Genomic DNA, 17,844 nt, shown 5'->3' on the forward strand with positions numbered 1-17,844 from the left:
CGCTGCGACCGCTCAGTCACATTAAGCGCGGCTGAGCGCCATCCACTCAGTTGCCCCGGCGCCGGTCTGTATCGCGGGTTTGGTAGTAGCGCATCTTTTCGGCGTACATGGCTTGGTCCGCCCGATTGACCGCCGCCTCCAGCTGATCCCCCGATGCGGCGCTGGACACCCCCATCGACAGGCTGAGCGGCCGGCCGGGGTAGAACTGATTGTTCAGGTCCAGCATGGAGCCGATGCGTTCCATGAGCGAATGGGCTCCGCGCTCGTCGGTAGCGGGCATCAGCACCGTGAACTCGTCGCCGCCGATGCGCGCCGCACATGCGGGCGCATCCACCGCCTTGGCCAGTACCTCGCCCACGCGCCGCAGCATGGCATCGCCAGCCGCATGGCCCTCTTCGTCGTTGATGGCCTTCAACCCGTTCATGTCGATCACGAGAACAGCCACAGGCCAGGGGCCCTTTCGCGTGAGACGGTTCAGCTCCTCGACATAAAACGCCCGATTGCGCAACTGCGTCAGTACATCGTGCTTGCCCAGGTATTCAAGATAGGCCTCGGCCTTCTTGCGAGCGGTGATGTCCACCAGCGATAACAGCACCACGTCCCAGTCGTGCGCGTGCTCGGCCAGGATGGCGAACTGCATGTGGATGTTCACCGCTTCGCCCGAGAGGGAATAGTTCACCACCTCGCGCTGCTGCCAGAGCCTGCCATCCCACAAGTCCAGCAATTGCTCCGCGAAGGACTCCTGCATTTCGTCGCGGAACACCTTGCCGATGTGGTGCAGCAGCATTGCCTTGGAGTCGGCACCGAACATCGACAGCGTTTCCTGATTGACGTCGATCACGCGGATCTCATGCATGCACCGCACCACGAATTCCGGGTGGACCTTGAGGAAAGTCTTGAAATCCCGAATGCCCTGGGACCGCACCTCGTCCAGCAGCCGCTTGACCGCACTGAAGTCTTCAACCCAGAGCGACACGGGCGAATTCTCGAAAAGGCCGCGGGCATACAGCTCGCTTTCCTGCAGGGCGCGGCGCGCCTGGAGTTGCTCGGTGTTGTCTTCCAGAGACACCAGAACGCGGCTCCAGTCGTGCTCATGTCCGGGAAGGATGCGCCCACGGAGTTGCACGTCGAGCCGCCGGCCATCCAAGGCGTAGTTGACCGCCTGGTTGGAAAACTCAGTGGCACCCGCCCACAGTTGCTGCATCTCCGGCAACGACTGCTCATGCATGTCGTCGCGGAACACCTGGCCGAGCGAGGCCTCCAGCGTGGCCTGATCTGGCGCGGCAAAGAGGTCCAGCGTGCGCTGGTTCACTTTGAGAATCCTCAGACACTTTCCGTACTGCCGCAGGCACGATGGGTTTTGCCGGACATGCTCGGTGATGTCCTGCACGCCCTCGCTGCGCCACTGATCGAACAATTGCTTGAGTGCGCTGTAGTCCTCTAGCCAGAGCGAGACGGGCGCGATGTCGAACATGTGCTCGAAATCGGCACCCGAGGACAAAGAAGACGGCATTTGAAACCTCCAATCCAAGCGGTGATTGTCAGGCACACAACGTTGGCTCCTTTTCCATGCTGCGGGTCCACCAACAAAAAAGCCAACCCGCAAGGGTTGGCTTTCATGTCAGCCGCAGTGGGCTATTGGATCAGCGTGCAGGACGTGCTGGGCGCTTGCGTGCGTCGTGCGGCACGAATGGCTTGCCACCACCAGCGCCGGGCTTGGCGAATGCAGGCTTGCGGGGTGCGAACTCGCCACGGGGTGCAAAGTCGCCACGAGGTGAGAAATCTCCACGGGGAGCGCCACCACCTTCGTTGCGGCCGCCACCGAAGCTGTTGCCACGGGGGGACTCGCCGAAGCCTGGCTTGCGGCCATAGCTGTCGCCGTCACGACGAGGACCGTTGCCAAAGCCACGTTGCTCATCGCGCGGAGCAGCGTGGCCGCCGGCACCTTGGTAACCGCCGCCTGCAGCACGTGGAGCGGGAGCACCGCGTCCACCGAAACCACTGCGGTCGTTGCCGGCGAAACCGCCACCGAAGCCACCGCGGCCAGCGCCTGCCGGCTTGCGATCACGCGAGAAACCATCACGGTTCTCGTAGCCACCTTGGCGACCACGACCACCGAATTCAGGCCGTGCCTGCGGCGCACGTTGCTGTGGCTCCAGGCCAGGAACCACTTCCGACTTGAATTGCTGCTTGCTGTAGCCTTCGATGTCGAAAATCTTGCGGCGATCGCGGAACTCGGCAAACGTCACAGCCAGACCATCGCGGCCTGCACGGCCAGTACGGCCGATGCGGTGGGTGTAATCCTCAGCCTTCATCGGCAGGCCGTAGTTGAAGACGTGCGTGATGGTGGGCACATCGATGCCGCGAGCCGCCACGTCAGTAGCCACCAACACCTGCACCTGACCGCTGCGCAGCGCCATCAGACGGCGATTGCGCAGGCCCTGGCTCAGGGCACCGTGCAACGCGACGGCGGAAAAGCCTTCTTGCTGCAGATCGTTGGCAAGGCCGTCGCACTCCACTTGCGTGCTGGCGAAAACGATGGCCTGGTTGATCGTGGTGTCACGCAGCCAGTGGTCCAGCAGCTTGCGCTTGTGCTGGGCGTTGTCGGCCCAGAACAGAACTTGCTTGATGTTGGCATGCTTTTCTTGCGGCGAATCGATCTGGATCTTCTGCACCGAAGAGCCGTTGTCGTGCATGACGCGCATGGCCAGTTGCTGGATGCGTGGTGCGAACGTGGCACTGAACATCATGGTCTGCTGGCGTTGGGCGGTCAGCTGGTTCAACTCGGCCAGGTCATCGGAGAAACCGAGGTCGAGCATGCGGTCGGCTTCGTCCACCACCAGGAACTGCACTTGATCGAGCTTGATCTGCATCGAACGCTGCAGGTCCAGCAGACGGCCGGGCGTGGCGACCACGAGGTTGGCGTTCTGCAGCTTGGCGATCTGCAGTTGGTAAGGAATGCCACCCACCACATTGGCGACACGCAGGCCGCGGCAATGCTTCACCAGTTCGATGGCGTCGTGGGCCACTTGCTGGGCCAGTTCGCGGGTAGGGCACAGGATCAGGGCGCCAGGAGCGGCAGCCTTGAAGTTGCGGGGATTGGTGGGGTCCTTGCGCTTGCGCTTGGGAGCCGGTTCGCCACGGGCAACGGCTTCAGCGGCAGCGCGGTCGTACTCGTCGCGGGCAGCGGCATCGGCTTCCGCCTGCTGGCGGATCAGCGTGTGCAGAACAGGCAGCAGGAAGGCGGCGGTCTTGCCGCTGCCGGTCTGGCTGGAAACCATCAGATCGATGAACTGGCTGGACCCATCGCCCGAGCCCATGGCCAGAGGAATGGCACGCTCTTGAACGCTGGTGGGCTGGGTGTAGCCGAGATCAGCCACTGCCTGCACCAGTTCGGGCGCCAGGCCCAGTCGGACGAAACCGTTGGGCAGTGCGGGCGCTGCGTCTTCGGCCACCACAGCGGCTTCAACAGATTCAGCGGATTGGATCGATTGAGTGGATTCGCCGGTTTCGATCGCTGCGGATTCCAGCGTTTCAACGGCCATGGAAGATTCAGCAGGCGCGAATTCGCCCTGCACTTGGAAAGTGTCGGTCATATTTTTCTCACACGAAGACGGCCGCGTGCGTAGCACGCGGTGGCTTCGTCAATGGTTAAAAAACATCAACCATCAAACGAAACCAGCATCAGCATGTTGCCGAGCAGGTGGGCATTAGCGCGGGATCCAAGCTGAAGTATCAGCAGGCCGCAGACCCAGTGTGTGAAGGGAGATGCACAAACTGCGCGAGATTTCCGCGCAGCCAGCGATTATTGCATGGCTGGGGTTTTCCCGCAATGCATTCCGTTGATTGCCGCGCTATGCAATCACAGCGCGAGCAGATGCGTACGGTAGTGCGCCAATTCGTCGATGGATTCGTGCACGTCCGCCAAAGCGGTGTGGCGCTGCGCTTTCTTGAAGGTCGTATAGGCCTCTGGCTTCCAGCGCTTGGCCAGTTCCTTCAAGGTGCTGACATCCAGATTGCGGTAGTGGAAAAACGCTTCCAGGCGTGGCATGTACTTCACGAGGAAGCGGCGGTCCTGCCCGATGCTGTTGCCACACATCGGCGCGGAGCCCTTGGGAACGTAGCGAGAGAGAAATTGAATGATCTCCTGCTCAGCCTCGGCTTCCGTCACGGTAGATGCACGGACCTTGTCGATCAGTCCGCTGCGGCCGTGCGTTCCCTTGTTCCAGGCATCCATGCCATTCAACAAGGCATCCGATTGGTGAAGCGCAAACACCGGGCCCTCAATCCGCGGAGAGAGGCTGGGCCCTGTGACCACGACAGCGATTTCAAGCAGGCGGTCGGTTTCCGGGTTCAGCCCAGTCATTTCACAGTCAAGCCAGACAAGATTCTGGTCGGATTTGGACAGCACGGGCGCAGTGGGGTTGGCGATGTCAGACATGGCCGGCATTGTCGCCGATGGCCTAAACTCGCCGCACATGCCCATCCCTGCCCCTTCCGCGCTGCTGGCGCCTTCGACCCTGCTCACGCTGGTGTTCGCCGTCTTCCTCGTGGCCGGACTCGTACTCCGGTTTTGGCTGGCATCGCGCCAGATCCGCCACGTGGCGCGGCATCGCAATGCCGTACCCGCCGCTTTTGCCCACCGCATACCGCTCGCCGCGCATCAGAAAGCCGCTGACTACACCATCACCAAGGCGCGTTTCGGCCTGCTGGAAATGGCGCTGGGCGCTGCCGTGCTGCTGGGATGGACGTTGCTGGGTGGCCTGGATGCATTGAACCAGTTCTTGCTGAACCTCCTGGACGGGGGAATGGTGCAGCAACTCGCATTGCTGGCCGCGTTTGCGGTCATCAGCGGCTTGATCGATCTGCCCGCCACGCTTTACCAGACCTTCGTGATCGAACAGCGCTTTGGCTTCAACCAGATGACGCCCCGCCTGTGGCTTGCAGATTTGGCCAAGTCCAGTCTGATGGGTGCGGCCATCGGCCTGCCGATCGCGGCGCTGATCCTGTGGCTGATGGGAGCCGCTGGCCCTTTGTGGTGGCTCTGGGCTTGGGGCGCCTGGATGGGCTTCAACCTGTTGCTCATGGTGGTGTACCCGATCTTCATCGCGCCGCTGTTCAACAAGTTTCAGCCGCTGGAAGACGAGTCTCTGAAGGCCCGCGTCACGGCCCTGATGCAGCGCTGCGGCTTTGCAGCTAAAGGCCTTTTCGTGATGGACGGCAGCCGCCGCAGCGCACATGCCAACGCCTATTTCACAGGGTTCGGCGCGGCCAAGCGCGTGGTTTTCTACGACACCTTGCTGCGGCAGTTGTCTCCTGGCGAGGTCGAAGCCGTGTTGGCCCATGAACTGGGCCATTTCAAGCACCGCCACATCGTCAAACGCATCGTGAGCCTGTTCGCGCTGAGCCTGGCGGGCTTTGCGCTGTTAGGCTGGCTTTCCACGAAAGGCTGGTTTTACACCGGCCTGGGCGTGCTACCCAACCTGTCGCTCGAAGGCGTCGCAGGTTCTGCACCCAACGATGCCTTGGCACTGCTGCTCTTCCTTCTTGCCGTACCGGTGTTCACGTTCTTCATTTCCCCATTGTTCGCACAGCTGTCACGCCGCCACGAGTTCGAGGCAGATGCCTATGCGGTGGCCCAGACCAACGGTAGCGATCTCGCCACAGCGTTGCTCAAGCTGTATGAAGACAATGCCTCCACCCTCACGCCCGACCCGGTGTACGTGAAGTTCTACTACTCGCATCCGCCCGCCACCGAACGGCTGGCGCGCATGCCCAATCTGGCCCTGACACCATGACTTCGATGCTTCCTAAAAAAGACTGGTCCACGCAAACCCGGCGTGCACTGACGGCCACTGAAATCGTCGCAAAACTCGCCGATCTCGAAGGCTGGAAATTGACCGGCGATGGCGCCGACGTGGCGATCGAGAAGACCTACCGTTTCGCCGATTACTACGAGACCATTTCGTTCGTCAACGCGGTCGCTTTCGTTGCCAATGCGCAGGACCACCATCCCGACCTGTCCGTGCACTACAACCGCTGCGTCGTGCGCCTGAACACGCATGATGTGAACGGCATCTCGGCCACCGACATCGAATGTGCATCGCGCTTTGACGCCTTGCTGGCCGCATGACCCGTTCCAAAGCCCGCCATGGCTGAGCGCAGCGCCCTGTTTGACGGACTGGTGGTGGCCAGCCATGGCCGGCACTGCCTTGTCGAGTCGCCCGACGGCCAGCGCCGCATCTGCCACCCCCGCGGAAAGAAAAGCCAGGCGGTGGTGGGAGACCATGTTCTTTGGCAGGCGGCCCCGCCCGGCCAGGGTGATGAGGGCACCATCGAGAAGGTCAAGGAACGCCGGAACCTGTTTTACCGGCAAGACGAAATTCGCACCAAATCCTTTGCGGCCAACCTCGATCAGGTCTTGATCCTGATCGCCGCCGAGCCGGTGTTTTCGGAAAGCCAGCTTGCCCGGGCGCTCATCGCAGCGGAAGCCGAGCAGATCACGCCCATCATTGCCCTGAACAAGAGCGATTTGGTTGAGCCCTTCGCACGCGCCTGGGAGCGCCTGCTGCCCTATCGGCACATGGGCGGGAACAAAGCGGACGGCCACCACTATGGGGTAATGCCACTGTCATTGTCCGAATCGGGCGAGGTCGACAAGGCGGCGCTGATGGAACGCCTGGCCGGCAAAACCACGCTGGTGCTCGGGCCGTCAGGTGCTGGCAAAAGCACACTGATCAACCTGTTGGTACCGGGCGCGACCGCGCTCACGGGTGAGATTTCGCAAGCACTCAACTCCGGCAAGCACACGACGACCACGACGACGTGGTATTGGGTCGACGAAGAGCGGCAAACCGCCCTCATCGACTCGCCAGGTTTCCAGGAATTCGGCCTGCACCATATCGGTCCGGCCGATCTGCCGCGATACATGCCTGATATTGGCCTGTATGCCCAGGACTGCAAGTTCTATAACTGCACTCACCTGCACGAGCCCGGCTGCGCCGTGATGGCGCATGTGGATGGACTACAAGGCGAATCGCGCTCTGGCGCAGGTTCCATCAGCGCCAATCGCTATCAAATTTATAGCAATCTATTTGCCGAATTGAGCGAGCATCGGCACTGGTGATCTGCAGCCATCTGCAAGTGCCAGATCAGTCACGGCATTCCACGTACCACGTCAGGTAATCGCTCCATGCCGGCTCGTGCTGGGCTTCCAGCACGGGCGCTTCCATGCCAGGCAAACCTTCTGCGGCACGGCGTGCCGCCTCCAGCGCATGATCGGCATTGGTGACGTAGCAGTGCACGACGCGCGTGCCGCCCCTCAACACAATGTGACTGCAAATGCCTTGCTGGTACATCGTGGCAGCGCCGACCCAGGCATCTTCGAAATCCTGTGCCTGTTGCAGCGCGGACTTGTCATTCGCGGGGAGGCTCGCCTGGACTCTCCATCCAAAATCTGCACGAGCCACCAATGCATTGGCGCTCAGGTTGACCTGCGCCATGATCGGGTCGCCATTGCCGTCACGCCCCTCAAGCGCCGCCCAGCGCACCGGCTCTGCCGGATAGATGGCCGTGCGGCCCAGGGTGTCCCGCCAGAAAGTATCGATGCGTGCCACGCTGTCATCCAGCGTCGCAGGCTCCCAGTTTTCGAAGCCTGCGTCATCGCTGACCCCGTCGGCTTCGAACTCCACGACGCCCACCTTCACTGAAAAGTCGTACTCGCCGAGCATGTGATCGAGCAGGATGAACGCCATGTGCCGCGCATGGTCCTGCAGGTCCATGGGCACCGGCTTGGAAAACGCGAGCGCCAAAGCAATGCGCCCGTCGATCTGCCCCACGCGCACCAGCAATTCATGGGTGGCCAAATCGAACCCATCCATGCGCATGCCGAAACCGCCGGGCATTCTCTGGCGGAAAGCCTCCACCCGCCATGGCAATTGCGGTGGCGCGTGGTTCGTCAGCGCCTGGACATCGGCAAACCGCTCGGCACTGCCGTGGGCTGTGAACACGAGCCGCGCCCCTTCGACGGCGCCCTCTTTACCCGCGCCTGCCACCTCGACGGTCACGCCCGGCACGCAGGGCTCCAGCAAGACATTGAGCCGCTCCATGAACAGAACGGACTCCAATCCCTGCAGTTCGGTCTGCTCAGCCAGGACAGAGGCCCAAAAGCGCGAGGCAGCCGCAGCTACTTCCTGGTTGAGCGGTTCATGAGAAAGGGAGTCGGATCGCGTCATGGGGAGTGCTCTCAGAGCCTGTGTGCAGGCCAATGGGACAACGGGCGGCTTGCTGAGCCTGCGAATAAGTAAATCGCTTGGCCTATTCAAGCGTCAAAGCAGTGAACCGGCGCAATCAACCCAGAAGGCGCGCCAGGGTGAGCAGGGCCAGCAGCAGCATCCACACCACGACTGAGCGCCACACCAGGCCCACCACGCTGCGCAGGTGCCCAACTTCCGGCTCGCGGCCCGGCGTGACATCGCTGCCCGCGGCTTCGATCTCACCGTCGAAGCCGGCAGGCGATAGCGGGTCCACCTTGGCACGCAGCGCCTCTCCGCCCAACCTCACGTTGATGGCACCGGACGTCGCGGCAAGCACGACGCCATCGTTGTCATTCGGAAATCGCTGGGCATGGAAGCGCCAGCCATCAATGGCCTCTTCGAAGCTACCCACCACGGCAAAGCTGAGTGCTGTCAGACGGGCAGGCAGCCAGTCGATCACGGTCCAGGACTGGGCCGACGCGCGCTGCAGCGAAGCGCTGGCAGGGTGTGGACTGCCGGCCTTCCAGTAACGGGAGACGAATTCAGCCAGCCGATACAGGACCGCGCCCGTCGGGCCCATCCCCAAGGCTGCCAGCACTGAAAAGCAAGCCAGGACGCCGAAGACATGGCGGTGCGCGGCGATGACGGAATACTCGACCACGTGCCGCACGATTTCGCTGCGCGGCAGTTGCCCGACATCGACCTGCTGCCAGGCGGCCAGCCGCGCCCGCGCACTGTCCTCGTCGCGCTCTTCCAGCGCATCGCGAATGTTGGTGAAGTGGTGGCTGAACTGGCGAAAGCCGAGAGTGACGTAGAGCACCGCAACGTTCCAGACCACTGCGGCAGGCCAGCCAATTCCGTAGAACAGCAGCCAATGCACCGCCAGCACGGCCAGCGAGGGAACCAGTACCGCAAGCGCCCATGCCACCCATCCGTGATGGGATTTGCCCGCATCGAAGTTGCGGCTGATCGACAGTGCCCACGCGCGAACACCCGCGTGAATGGGGTTGCTGCGCGCCAGAGGGCGTGCCTGCTCGATGAGCAACGCGAACAGGATGGCAAAGAAACTCATGGTGGGCAATGATAGCGGCCCGGTTCAGCACGCGGCCGGCCATTCATGCGGAAAATAACCGGAGATCAGGCCAACATGAACCGGTAGAAATTGCGCAGCATGCCCGCCGTCGCACCCCAGATGAAATGGGTCTTGCCGGCCCCGTCCTCATACGGCATGGAAAACCATTCACGGACGACTCCTTCCCATTCGAACGCATGGCGCCGGTGGTGTGCTGGATCGAGCAAATAATCCAGCGGCACCTCGAAGAGCTCTGCCACCTCGTAGGCATTGGGATGGAACGTGCACTCTGGGTGCACCAGCGCGACGACGGGCGTGATGCTGAACCCTGTGCCTGTGCGGTAGGTCGCCAGCTCACCCAGGACCTCTACGTACTGCGCCTCCAACCCCACCTCTTCCCACGCCTCCCGCAACGCGGTGGCGGCGGGATTTGCGTCTTCCGGATCGGCACTTCCGCCGGGAAAGGCCACCTGCCCCGAATGCGTCGACAAATGCACGGTGCGCTCCGTCAGCAAAACCATGGGGCGCTCGCGCATCACGATCGGTATCAGCACGGCTGCATGCCGCAGCGGGCGGTCGGTCAAGGCACGTTCGTGCACGACTTCCGGCGTCCACGCTGGCGGCGAGGCGAATCGGCGGCGCAGCGCCTCGGCTGTTTGTGCAGCGGCAGGAACCACCGGCAGATGAGAGTCCAGTCCCAGGACAGGCACCTGGCGCGGGTCGAACTGCGGCAGGGTGGAAAGTGGCGCGATCACCGACGGCATCGCGGAAGACGGTAAGAGTGGCTGCGTCATGGGTGCGAGCCCAGCAATTGGGCGGCCAAAGAAAAAGCCGCTACGGCATGCGCTGTAGCGGCTTGGGGGCAGATCGCGAAGTGCCTTATGCGGCGGTAGCAGCCGCAGCGGGTGCCGCTGCTTGCTTGACACGCGAAGGCAGCTTTTCCTTGATACGTGCCGACTTGCCACTGCGTTCACGCAGGTAGTACAGCTTGGCACGGCGCACATCGCCGCGGCGCTTGACTTCGATGTTGGCGATCAGCGGGCTGTAGGTCTGGAACGTACGCTCCACGCCTTCTCCGCTGGAGATCTTGCGCACCGTGAAGCCGCTGTTCAGGCCGCGATTGCGCTTGGCGATCACCACGCCTTCGTAAGCCTGCACGCGCTTGCGGGTACCTTCCACCACGTTCACGCTCACGATGACGGTGTCGCCAGGAGAGAATTCGGGGATGGTCTTGTTCAAGCGGGCGATTTCTTCCTGCTCGAGAGTCTGGATCAGATTCATGTTTGCATCCAACGATCATGTCCGCGCCAAGATTGGCAAGCGTCGGGATTGACGGAGGTGCTTTCGCAGCGAAAGGCGAAAGCGGCCGGCCAGAGGATCGAAAAGCCCACGATTATAGCAAGCTGCCGTTTTTTGCCAAAAAAGCTTCGTCGGCCTTGCCCAACAATCCCTGCGCGCGCGCGACCTCGATGAGTTCCGGGCGATGCTCGGCGGTAATGGCCAGGCGTTGATCCCGCCGCCAGCGCTCGATCTGGACATGGTGCCCCGACAGCAGCGGAGCGGGAACCTTCAGGCCGCTCCATTCTTCGGGGCGGGTGTAATGCGGACAGTCAAGCAACCCATCCAGGGCCTCGTTGAAGCTGTCGAACTGGTGGCTGCCTTCGTCGTTCAGCACACCCGGCTGCAGCCGCGCCACCGCATCCAGCAGCGCCATGGCAGGGATTTCGCCGCCAGACAGCACGAAGTCACCCAGGCTGAGCTGAATCTGCACATGCGCATCGATGAATCGCTGATCGATGCCTTCATAGCGGCCACACAGCAAAACAGCCCCTGCACTGCCGGACCAGCAGGTCACGCCCGCGTGGTCGAGGACCCGACCGATCGGTGAGAACAGAACCAGCGGCGCCTGGTGCTCAGCATCTTCCGCCCGGTCTGCACGGATGGCCGCCAGGCATCGCGCCAAAGGCTCGGCCATCATCACCATGCCGGGCCCGCCACCGAAAGGCCGATCGTCCACACGGCGGTAATTACCTTCGGCATGGTCGCGCGGATTCCACAACCGCACCTCGACCTGGCCCGACGCATAGGCGCGCCGCGTCACGCCGCTCACCAGAAAGGGGGCGAACAGTTCAGGAAATAGAGTGATGACGTCGAAACGCATGGTGATGGGCGCAAACACAGACAGGTCAACGGCCCGGATTTCTCAATCCAACTCAATAGTCAGGCTGCCAGTCGACGGTGATTCGGCGCTCGGACAACTCCACCTTGTCGATGAAAGCAGAGACGAACGGAATCATTCGCTCTTGCTCCTTGCCCTCATGCTCATAAGCAAGCACCAAGGTGGTTTGCGGGCCGGTGGACAGCAGTTCGCGCACGTTCCCCAAGGCGGTACCCTCGCGATTGACCACTGCAAGACCGATCAGATCAACCCAGTAATACTCGTCTTCCGCAGCCGTTGGAAAACTCGAGCGAGGCACGAAGATGCGCGCACCGCGCAGCGCCTCGGCGGCATCCCGATCGTCCACACCCTGCGCAGAGGCCACGACCGTGTCGGAGTGCTCGCGCGCCTGTCGCACCGCCAGCACCACGGTGCCTTCGAAAAAGCTCTTGGCGCCCTTCTCGCTGGGCTGCAGATACCAGCGCTTGGACGAAAACAGCGCTTCGGGGTCGGCACTGTATGCCATCACCTTGAACCAGCCCTTCACACCCCAGGCATCGGCAATACGGCCGATCTCCACCGCGTCGGGCGGCAATTCGGCAGGCTCAAGAACGGGGAGGTTAGGCATGGTGTGCAACAGGATTTCAAAAAAGAAAAAAGGCGGGGTCCGTCAGCAAAACCAACGGAACCCGCCTTTTGTCCGGAGGACGCGGATCAGGCAGCCTTCTTGGCAGCCTGCTTGATCAGACGGTCCACGGTGGGCGACGACTGTGCGCCCACGCTTTGCCAGTAGGTCAGACGGTCTTGCGCAATGCGCAGGCCTTCTTCGCTTTCCTTGGCCGTAGGGTTGTAAAAACCCAGGCGCTCGATGAATCGGCCATCGCGGCGCACGCGCTTGTCGGCCACGACGATGTTGAAGAACGGACGACCTTTGGAGCCGCCGCGGGAGAGTCGAATAACGACCATAATGAATCCTTCGGGTGGTCGCAGCGTAAAGCTGCATGGTTTTTTGCTGCGTTTGAGACACGCGACATGGCCACCCGGCCAGCGACACGCTGCAAAGCCCGCGATTATAGCCACTTCATCGAACATGCCCACTATCCGCGACAGCCGCACCGAAGATATCGCCGCCATTACCGCCATTTACCAACACCATGTGCTGCATGGCACGGGCACTTTCGAGGTGGATCCGCCGACGGAATCCGACATGGCCGGCCGCCGCTCAGACGTGCTGTCCCGCGGGTTGCCTTACATCGTGGCGGAAAAGGATGGCCAGATTCTCGGATTCGCCTACGCCAACTGGTTCAAGCCACGCCCGGCCTACCGCTTCTCGGCGGAGGACTCCATTTACGTGGCTGATGCCGCCCGGGGCATGGGCATAGGCCGCAAACTCCTGGATGCGCTGGCACTGCAGGCGGAAGCGGCCGGCGTTCGCAAGTTGCTCGCGGTGATCGGCGATTCCGCCAACGCGGGCTCCATCGGGGTGCACCGGGCGGCCGGCTTCGCCGAAGTCGGCGTGATGCGCTCGGTGGGGTGGAAATTCGGCGCCTGGCGTGACATCGTGCTCATGGAAAAGCCGCTGGGGGCAGGCGACACCACATCGCCAGAATGATCGGCCGGCAATGAAGAACAAAACCATCGCCGCCTGGCTGGCCTTCGTTGGTGGGCCTCTGGGATTGCACCGCTTCTATCTGCATGGCCTGTCGGACATGGTGGGCTGGCTGCTGCCCATCCCCACGGCGCTGGGGATCTACGGCATCCAGCGGGTGCAGGAAATGGGACAGGATGACCACGCAAGCTGGCTGCTCATTCCGCTGCTGGGTTTCACCATCGCAGGCTGCGCACTGCGCGCCATCCTGTATGGCTTGATGACGCCTGAGAAATGGAACGCCCGCTTCAATCCGGCCGCATCACCCGAAGCAGCGCCCGGGCGCACGCACTGGTTCACCATTTTTGCCATTGCGCTGTCGCTGCTCGTGGGCACCGCCGTGCTGATGGCCAGCCTGGCCTTCAGCTTTCAGCGCTATTTCGAGTACCAGATCGAGGAAGCCCGCAAGATTTCCCAATAGTGGAGTTGGGCATCAAAAGTGCCCCGCGCCCTAGAGAATATTGCGGTAGCAGCTATAAAAAATATAGCAGGCCCTCTCAACCTGGAATCACGACCGATCAGTAGAGCTGCAGGCTGACCCAGTACGCGATGGCGGCCACGAACGCGCTGGCCGGGATGGTCAAGATCCAGGCCCAGACGATGTTGCCCGCCACGCCCCAGCGCACCGCACTGGCCCGCTGGGTGGAACCCACGCCGACGATGGCGCCCGTGATGGTGTGGGTGGTGGAGACCGGAATGCCGAGCGCCGTTGCGATGAACAGCGTCATCGCCCCGCCCGTTTCCGCACAGAAGCCGCCGACCGGCTTGAGCTTCGTAATCTTCTGCCCCATGGTCTTGACGATGCGCCAGCCGCCGAACATGGTGCCCAGCCCGATGGCCAGATAGCACGCCACGATGGTCCAGGTGGGCGGAGAGGTGTCAGAGGCAGACGCATAGCCCGTGGCGATCAGCAGCAGCCAGATGATTCCGATGGTTTTTTGCGCGTCGTTGCCGCCGTGGCCCAGGCTGTAGGCACCGGCCGATATCAATTGCAGCCGGCGAAACCACTTGTCCACCTTGCTCGGCCGCGACCGGCGAAAGATCCAGGCGACCGCCACCATCATCAGCGAGCCCAACAGAAACCCGAGCAGCGGCGAGACGAAGATGAAGGCCACCGTCTTCAGGATGCCCGCCGACAGCAACGCCCCGGCCCCTGCCTTCGCAATGACTGCGCCCACGATGCCGCCGATGAGGGCGTGCGAGGAGCTGCTGGGAATGCCGTAGTACCAGGTGATGACGTTCCAAGTGATCGCGCCCACCAGGGCCCCGAAGATCACGTGCGTGTCCACCACCCCGGGCTGGACGATGCCCTTGCCGATGGTGGCGGCCACGCTCAAGTGGAAAATGAAGATGGCGATGACGTTGAAGAACGCAGCGAAGAGGACGGCCTGCGTCGGCTTGAGCACCCCGGTGGAGACCACGGTGGCGATGGAGTTGGCGGCATCGTGAAACCCGTTCATGAAGTCGAACAGGATGGCCAGCGCCACCAGGAGCATCACGACCCACAGGGCGGTTTGGACGGTTTCCATGCGTTAGAGCGTGTTTCTTCTTGGCAGGCCGGGATCAGGAGTTCTCGAGGATGATGCCCTCGATGTGGTTGGCCACGTCCTCGCACTTGTCGGTGATGGTTTCCAGCAGCTCATAAATGGCCTTGAGCTTGAGCACCTCCCGCACATCGGGCTCCTCGCGGAACAGCTTGCTCATGGCGCTGCGCATGACGCGGTCGGCATCGCCTTCCAGCCGGTCGATCTCTTCGCAGGTCTTGAGCGCAGCCTCGGCCACGGCCGGGTCGGCAATCTTCTCCAGCAGCTTGACCGCATCGCGCACGCGCTCGCAGCACTTGAGGCTGATGTCGGTCAGGCGGGTGATTTCTTCGGTCATATGGCGCACGTCGTACAGCGCCATGGTCTCGGCCGAGTCCTGGATCAGATCGGCCACGTCGTCCATCGTGTTGATGAGCGAATGGATCTGTTCGCGGTCGATGGGCGTGATGAAGGTCTTGTGCAGCGAGCGGTTGACCTCATGGGTCACGCGGTCTGCAGCGCGCTCGGCGTTGTCCACGTCCTGGTTGTATTTGTCACGCAGGTGCGGATCGTTGTAATTAGCGACCAGCTGAGAAAACGCGCGGGCGGCCTCGACGATGCGGTCAGCATGCTGATTGAACATCTCGAAAAAATTGCCCTCTCGGGGCAACAGCTTTCCAAAAAACATGCGGACTCCTGAACAAACACACCCATCGCCGGACGATGCCACGGATGTGACAGGACGATGACACTTTGCGAAAGGCGGGAGTTTAACCGCGCGGCCTGCGTGGCCCTGACGCAAAGGCCGGACCTAGCGTGTAAGCCATGCGTCAGGCGACTCCTACAGGCATCGCGCATTCCAGCCCACAGGGCACCCAAAAGGTGCGTCTTACATTGAATCGGCAGTCCCTGATCCTGACCCGCACCTGTTCAGACGCATCCGCCCTTCCTATTTCACGCTTCCATGCCAAAGGATTTCCCCATGAAAACCACGCTTCGCGTTCTTCCGTGCGTTCTCGCGCTGGCGTTCGGCGCCGTTGCAGCCCAGGCGCAACCGGCCAATCGCGCATCGTCCAACCGCGACTCGTTCATTCCCAGCACGCAGCAAGGCTATGTCGGCCTGAGCGGCGGCCAGTCCAAGTACGACCTGCGCAGCGGCACGGGTGGCTTCTCGTTCGACGACACCGACACCGCCTGGAAGATCTACACCGGCGGCTACTTCAACCAGAATTTCGGGATCGAGTTCGGCTACCTCAACTTCGGCAATGCCACCCGCGTGGGCGGCGAAACCAAGGCCCAGGGCCTGAACCTCAGCCTGGTCGGCCGCCTGCCGCTGAGCGAGCAATTCGACGTGTTCGGCAAGGTCGGTACGACGTACGGGCGCACCAAGACCTCGGGCAATCCGGGCTTCGGCGTCACGACGGGCGACGACAACGGCTTTGGCCTGTCGTACGGCGCCGGCGTGCGCTGGGCCTTCAACCCGCAGTGGGCGGCCGTGGTCGAATGGGAACGCCACCGCATGAATTTTGCCGATGGCAAATCGGATGTGGACATGACCACGGTGGGTGTCCAGTACCGTTACTGAACCCATTGATTTCGCACAAAGAAAAAGGGCCCCGCGAGGCCCTTTTTTCATGCGCCGGCGAAACCGCGCGGCGGCAGTGTCGGCTCACTCGCCCAAGTAGGCGGCGCGCACGCGCGGATCGCTCAGCAGTTGCTGGCCCGGGCCCGTCATGGTGATGAGGCCCGACTCCATCACATAGCCGCGGTCGGCCAGCGCCAGCGCACGGCTGGCGTTCTGCTCCACCAGAACGATGGTCACGCCCAGGGCGTACACGTCGCGCACCACCTCGAAGATCTTGTCGACCATGATCGGAGACAGGCCCATGGAGGGCTCGTCCAGCAGCAGCACCTTGGGCTGGCTCATGAGCGCACGGCCCATCGCCAGCATCTGCTGCTCGCCGCCGGACATGGTGCCGGCCAGCTGGTCCTTGCGCTCGCGCAGGCGCGGGAAGATGGTGAACATCTTCTCGATGTCGGCAGCGATGCCGGCCTTGTCGTTGCGGATGTAGGCGCCCATCTGCAGGTTCTCGGTGATGGTCATGCGCGCGAACACGCCCCGGCCTTCCGGCACCATCACGAGGCCTTGCTTCACCAGGTCCCAGGCCCCCTTGCCCCGGATGCTGTGGCCCAGGTATTCGATGTCGCCATCGGCAAAGGGCAGCGTGCCCGTGATGGCTTTCATGGTGGTCGTCTTGCCGGCACCGTTGGAGCCGATCAGCGATACCAGCTCCCCCTCGCGCACCTCGAAGTCCACACCCTTCACGGCCTGGATACCGCCGTATGCCACCTTCAGGCCCGAGACCTTGAGCAACACGTTGTTGGATTTTTCGGCCATTCTCAATGTCCTCCGGTGCCCAGGTAGGCCTCAATCACTTTTTCATTCTTCTGCACGGTGGCAGGCGTGCCTTCGGCGATCTGCTTGCCGTAGTCGAGCACCGTGACGCGGTCGCACAGGCCCATCACCAGCTTCACGTCGTGCTCGATGAGCAAGATGGTGCGGTTGTCGTTGCGGATGCGGTCGATCAACTCGCGCAGCTGCACCTTCTCGGTGGCGTTCATGCCGGCGGCAGGCTCGTCGAGCGCGATCAGCTGCGGGTCGGTCGCGAGAGCGCGGGCGATCTCCAGGCGGCGCTGGTCGCCGTAGCTCAAGGTGCGCGCCTTGTAGTCGGCGAACTTGCCGATGCCCACATAGTCGAGCAGCTCCTGCGCACGGCGCGCGATCGCGGACTCCTCCGCCTTGAAGGCCTTGGTGCGCAGCACGGCGCCCAGCAGCCCCGACTTGGTGCGGATGTGGCGTCCGACCATCACGTTCTCCAGCGCCGTCATTTCGGCGAAGAGGCGGATGTTCTGGAACGTGCGGGCAATGCCCGCTTTCGCCACTTCATGCACGGCCGTGGGCTGGTAGGGCTTGCCGGCCAGTTCGAAGCTGCCGCTGTCGGGCGTGTACAGGCCGGTGATCACGTTGAAGAACGTGGTCTTGCCGGCGCCGTTGGGACCGATCAGGCCATAGACCTGACCCCGTTCAATGGTGATGCCGACGTCGGAGAGGGCTTGCAAGCCGCCGAAGCGCTTGGAAATGCCGGCGACCTTCAGCACCACATCGTTGGATTTCTCTGCCATTTCTA

The 17,844-nt window shown here is 62.4% G+C and carries 20 protein-coding genes; 6 read left to right on the forward strand and 14 right to left on the reverse strand.

Features of this window, described 5'->3' with window-relative positions:
- Positions 1–46 precede the first annotated feature (46 nt).
- The 3 genes from BLT03_RS04810 to orn form a co-directional block, all read right to left on the reverse strand.
- On the reverse strand, positions 47–1,513 hold the full coding sequence (locus BLT03_RS04810; protein WP_092740819.1) for a sensor domain-containing diguanylate cyclase: 1,467 nt from the start codon (positions 1,511–1,513) through the stop codon (positions 47–49).
- A gap of 130 nt (positions 1,514–1,643) precedes the next feature.
- Positions 1,644–3,596, reverse strand: a complete 1,953-nt coding sequence (locus tag BLT03_RS04815) for a DEAD/DEAH box helicase (RefSeq protein ID WP_092740821.1) — start codon at positions 3,594–3,596, stop codon at positions 1,644–1,646.
- Between the two features lie 266 nt (positions 3,597–3,862).
- Positions 3,863–4,441 (reverse strand): oligoribonuclease, encoded by a 579-nt coding sequence (gene orn, locus BLT03_RS04820; protein WP_092741092.1) that lies wholly within the window; start codon positions 4,439–4,441, stop codon positions 3,863–3,865.
- Between the two features lie 37 nt (positions 4,442–4,478).
- Between orn and BLT03_RS04825 the strand changes: the two genes are divergently transcribed.
- The 3 genes from BLT03_RS04825 to rsgA are packed head-to-tail and all read left to right on the forward strand — an operon-like array spanning position 4,479 to position 7,126.
- Positions 4,479–5,798, forward strand: coding sequence for a M48 family metallopeptidase (locus BLT03_RS04825; protein WP_245711245.1), 1,320 nt, complete (start codon positions 4,479–4,481; stop codon positions 5,796–5,798).
- Positions 5,795–6,133, forward strand: a complete 339-nt coding sequence (locus BLT03_RS04830; RefSeq protein ID WP_092740825.1) for a 4a-hydroxytetrahydrobiopterin dehydratase — start codon at positions 5,795–5,797, stop codon at positions 6,131–6,133. The genes BLT03_RS04825 and BLT03_RS04830 overlap by 4 nt, the downstream gene beginning before the upstream one ends.
- Positions 6,134–6,151: 18 nt before the next feature.
- Positions 6,152–7,126 carry a ribosome small subunit-dependent GTPase A gene (gene rsgA, locus BLT03_RS04835; protein WP_092740827.1) on the forward strand — a complete coding sequence of 325 codons (975 nt, stop codon included), beginning with the start codon at positions 6,152–6,154 and terminating at the stop codon, positions 7,124–7,126.
- Positions 7,127–7,151: 25 nt separating this feature from the next.
- Here rsgA and BLT03_RS04840 read toward each other — a convergent pair whose 3' ends face one another.
- The 7 genes from BLT03_RS04840 to rpsP all read right to left on the reverse strand — a co-directional run bounded on the left by BLT03_RS04840 (position 7,152) and on the right by rpsP (position 12,451).
- Positions 7,152–8,267, reverse strand: coding sequence for a hypothetical protein (locus BLT03_RS04840; RefSeq protein WP_175537661.1), 1,116 nt, complete (start codon positions 8,265–8,267; stop codon positions 7,152–7,154).
- Between the two features lie 82 nt (positions 8,268–8,349).
- Positions 8,350–9,327 carry a CobD/CbiB family protein gene (locus tag BLT03_RS04845; RefSeq protein WP_092740830.1) on the reverse strand — a complete coding sequence of 326 codons (978 nt, stop codon included), beginning with the start codon at positions 9,325–9,327 and terminating at the stop codon, positions 8,350–8,352.
- Between the two features lie 65 nt (positions 9,328–9,392).
- Positions 9,393–10,121, reverse strand: coding sequence for a CoA pyrophosphatase (locus tag BLT03_RS04850; RefSeq protein WP_175537662.1), 729 nt, complete (start codon positions 10,119–10,121; stop codon positions 9,393–9,395).
- Between the two features lie 85 nt (positions 10,122–10,206).
- Positions 10,207–10,608 (reverse strand): 50S ribosomal protein L19, encoded by a 402-nt coding sequence (rplS, locus tag BLT03_RS04855; protein ID WP_092740834.1) that lies wholly within the window; start codon positions 10,606–10,608, stop codon positions 10,207–10,209.
- A gap of 112 nt (positions 10,609–10,720) precedes the next feature.
- Positions 10,721–11,488, reverse strand: coding sequence for a tRNA (guanosine(37)-N1)-methyltransferase TrmD (trmD, locus tag BLT03_RS04860; RefSeq protein ID WP_092741095.1), 768 nt, complete (start codon positions 11,486–11,488; stop codon positions 10,721–10,723).
- A 52-nt stretch (positions 11,489–11,540) separates the two neighbouring features.
- Positions 11,541–12,113, reverse strand: a complete 573-nt coding sequence (gene rimM, locus BLT03_RS04865; RefSeq protein ID WP_092740836.1) for a ribosome maturation factor RimM — start codon at positions 12,111–12,113, stop codon at positions 11,541–11,543.
- A gap of 86 nt (positions 12,114–12,199) precedes the next feature.
- Complete coding sequence (gene rpsP, locus BLT03_RS04870; protein ID WP_092740838.1) at positions 12,200–12,451, reverse strand: 30S ribosomal protein S16; 252 nt, start codon at positions 12,449–12,451, stop codon at positions 12,200–12,202.
- Between the two features lie 124 nt (positions 12,452–12,575).
- Here rpsP and BLT03_RS04875 point away from each other — a divergent pair, with 124 nt between their 5' ends.
- The gene (locus tag BLT03_RS04875; RefSeq protein WP_092740840.1) at positions 12,576–13,097 is read left to right on the forward strand and encodes a GNAT family N-acetyltransferase; all 522 of its coding nucleotides are present in this window, start codon (positions 12,576–12,578) and stop codon (positions 13,095–13,097) included.
- A gap of 10 nt (positions 13,098–13,107) precedes the next feature.
- Complete coding sequence (locus tag BLT03_RS04880) at positions 13,108–13,554, forward strand: NINE protein (RefSeq protein WP_092740842.1); 447 nt, start codon at positions 13,108–13,110, stop codon at positions 13,552–13,554.
- A 97-nt stretch (positions 13,555–13,651) separates the two neighbouring features.
- Here BLT03_RS04880 and BLT03_RS04885 read toward each other — a convergent pair whose 3' ends face one another.
- Together BLT03_RS04885 and BLT03_RS04890 are read right to left on the reverse strand one after the other, a co-directional pair.
- Positions 13,652–14,662, reverse strand: coding sequence for an inorganic phosphate transporter (locus BLT03_RS04885; RefSeq protein WP_092740844.1), 1,011 nt, complete (start codon positions 14,660–14,662; stop codon positions 13,652–13,654).
- Between the two features lie 34 nt (positions 14,663–14,696).
- Positions 14,697–15,344 (reverse strand): DUF47 domain-containing protein, encoded by a 648-nt coding sequence (locus BLT03_RS04890; protein ID WP_092740846.1) that lies wholly within the window; start codon positions 15,342–15,344, stop codon positions 14,697–14,699.
- Between the two features lie 294 nt (positions 15,345–15,638).
- On the opposite strand from BLT03_RS04890, the gene BLT03_RS04895 reads away from it, so the two are divergent.
- Complete coding sequence (locus BLT03_RS04895; protein ID WP_092740848.1) at positions 15,639–16,241, forward strand: outer membrane beta-barrel protein; 603 nt, start codon at positions 15,639–15,641, stop codon at positions 16,239–16,241.
- Between the two features lie 84 nt (positions 16,242–16,325).
- Here the strand turns inward: BLT03_RS04895 and BLT03_RS04900 are convergent, their stop codons facing one another.
- Both BLT03_RS04900 and BLT03_RS04905 read right to left on the reverse strand, forming a co-directional pair.
- On the reverse strand, positions 16,326–17,054 hold the full coding sequence (locus BLT03_RS04900) for an ABC transporter ATP-binding protein (protein ID WP_092740850.1): 729 nt from the start codon (positions 17,052–17,054) through the stop codon (positions 16,326–16,328).
- A 2-nt stretch (positions 17,055–17,056) separates the two neighbouring features.
- Complete coding sequence (locus tag BLT03_RS04905) at positions 17,057–17,839, reverse strand: ABC transporter ATP-binding protein (protein WP_092740852.1); 783 nt, start codon at positions 17,837–17,839, stop codon at positions 17,057–17,059.
- Positions 17,840–17,844: the final 5 nt, after the last annotated feature.

The sequence above is a fragment of the Paracidovorax valerianellae genome (assembly GCF_900102625.1).
In the GTDB taxonomy this organism is placed as follows: domain Bacteria; phylum Pseudomonadota; class Gammaproteobacteria; order Burkholderiales; family Burkholderiaceae_C; genus Paracidovorax; species Paracidovorax valerianellae.

Bases quoted from the DNA above. Each gene is read 5' to 3' on its own strand.
- BLT03_RS04885 (WP_092740844.1), bottom strand. From the start codon at position 14,662: ATGGAAACCGTCCAAACCGCCCTGTGGGTCGTGATGCTCCTGGTGGCG.
- trmD (WP_092741095.1), bottom strand. From the start codon at position 11,488: ATGCGTTTCGACGTCATCACTCTATTTCCTGAACTGTTCGCCCCCTTT.
- BLT03_RS04815 (WP_092740821.1), bottom strand. From the start codon at position 3,596: ATGACCGACACTTTCCAAGTGCAGGGCGAATTCGCGCCTGCTGAATCT.
- BLT03_RS04830 (WP_092740825.1), top strand. From the start codon at position 5,795: ATGACTTCGATGCTTCCTAAAAAAGACTGGTCCACGCAAACCCGGCGT.
- BLT03_RS04810 (WP_092740819.1), bottom strand. From the start codon at position 1,513: ATGCCGTCTTCTTTGTCCTCGGGTGCCGATTTCGAGCACATGTTCGAC.
- orn (WP_092741092.1), bottom strand. From the start codon at position 4,441: ATGTCTGACATCGCCAACCCCACTGCGCCCGTGCTGTCCAAATCCGAC.
- BLT03_RS04875 (WP_092740840.1), top strand. From the start codon at position 12,576: ATGCCCACTATCCGCGACAGCCGCACCGAAGATATCGCCGCCATTACC.
- BLT03_RS04890 (WP_092740846.1), bottom strand. From the start codon at position 15,344: ATGTTTTTTGGAAAGCTGTTGCCCCGAGAGGGCAATTTTTTCGAGATG.
- rsgA (WP_092740827.1), top strand. From the start codon at position 6,152: ATGGCTGAGCGCAGCGCCCTGTTTGACGGACTGGTGGTGGCCAGCCAT.
- BLT03_RS04845 (WP_092740830.1), bottom strand. From the start codon at position 9,327: ATGAGTTTCTTTGCCATCCTGTTCGCGTTGCTCATCGAGCAGGCACGC.
- rimM (WP_092740836.1), bottom strand. From the start codon at position 12,113: ATGCCTAACCTCCCCGTTCTTGAGCCTGCCGAATTGCCGCCCGACGCG.
- BLT03_RS04895 (WP_092740848.1), top strand. From the start codon at position 15,639: ATGAAAACCACGCTTCGCGTTCTTCCGTGCGTTCTCGCGCTGGCGTTC.
- BLT03_RS04900 (WP_092740850.1), bottom strand. From the start codon at position 17,054: ATGGCCGAAAAATCCAACAACGTGTTGCTCAAGGTCTCGGGCCTGAAG.
- BLT03_RS04850 (WP_175537662.1), bottom strand. From the start codon at position 10,121: ATGACGCAGCCACTCTTACCGTCTTCCGCGATGCCGTCGGTGATCGCG.
- BLT03_RS04825 (WP_245711245.1), top strand. From the start codon at position 4,479: ATGCCCATCCCTGCCCCTTCCGCGCTGCTGGCGCCTTCGACCCTGCTC.
- BLT03_RS04880 (WP_092740842.1), top strand. From the start codon at position 13,108: ATGAAGAACAAAACCATCGCCGCCTGGCTGGCCTTCGTTGGTGGGCCT.
- rplS (WP_092740834.1), bottom strand. From the start codon at position 10,608: ATGAATCTGATCCAGACTCTCGAGCAGGAAGAAATCGCCCGCTTGAAC.
- rpsP (WP_092740838.1), bottom strand. From the start codon at position 12,451: ATGGTCGTTATTCGACTCTCCCGCGGCGGCTCCAAAGGTCGTCCGTTC.
- BLT03_RS04905 (WP_092740852.1), bottom strand. From the start codon at position 17,839: ATGGCAGAGAAATCCAACGATGTGGTGCTGAAGGTCGCCGGCATTTCC.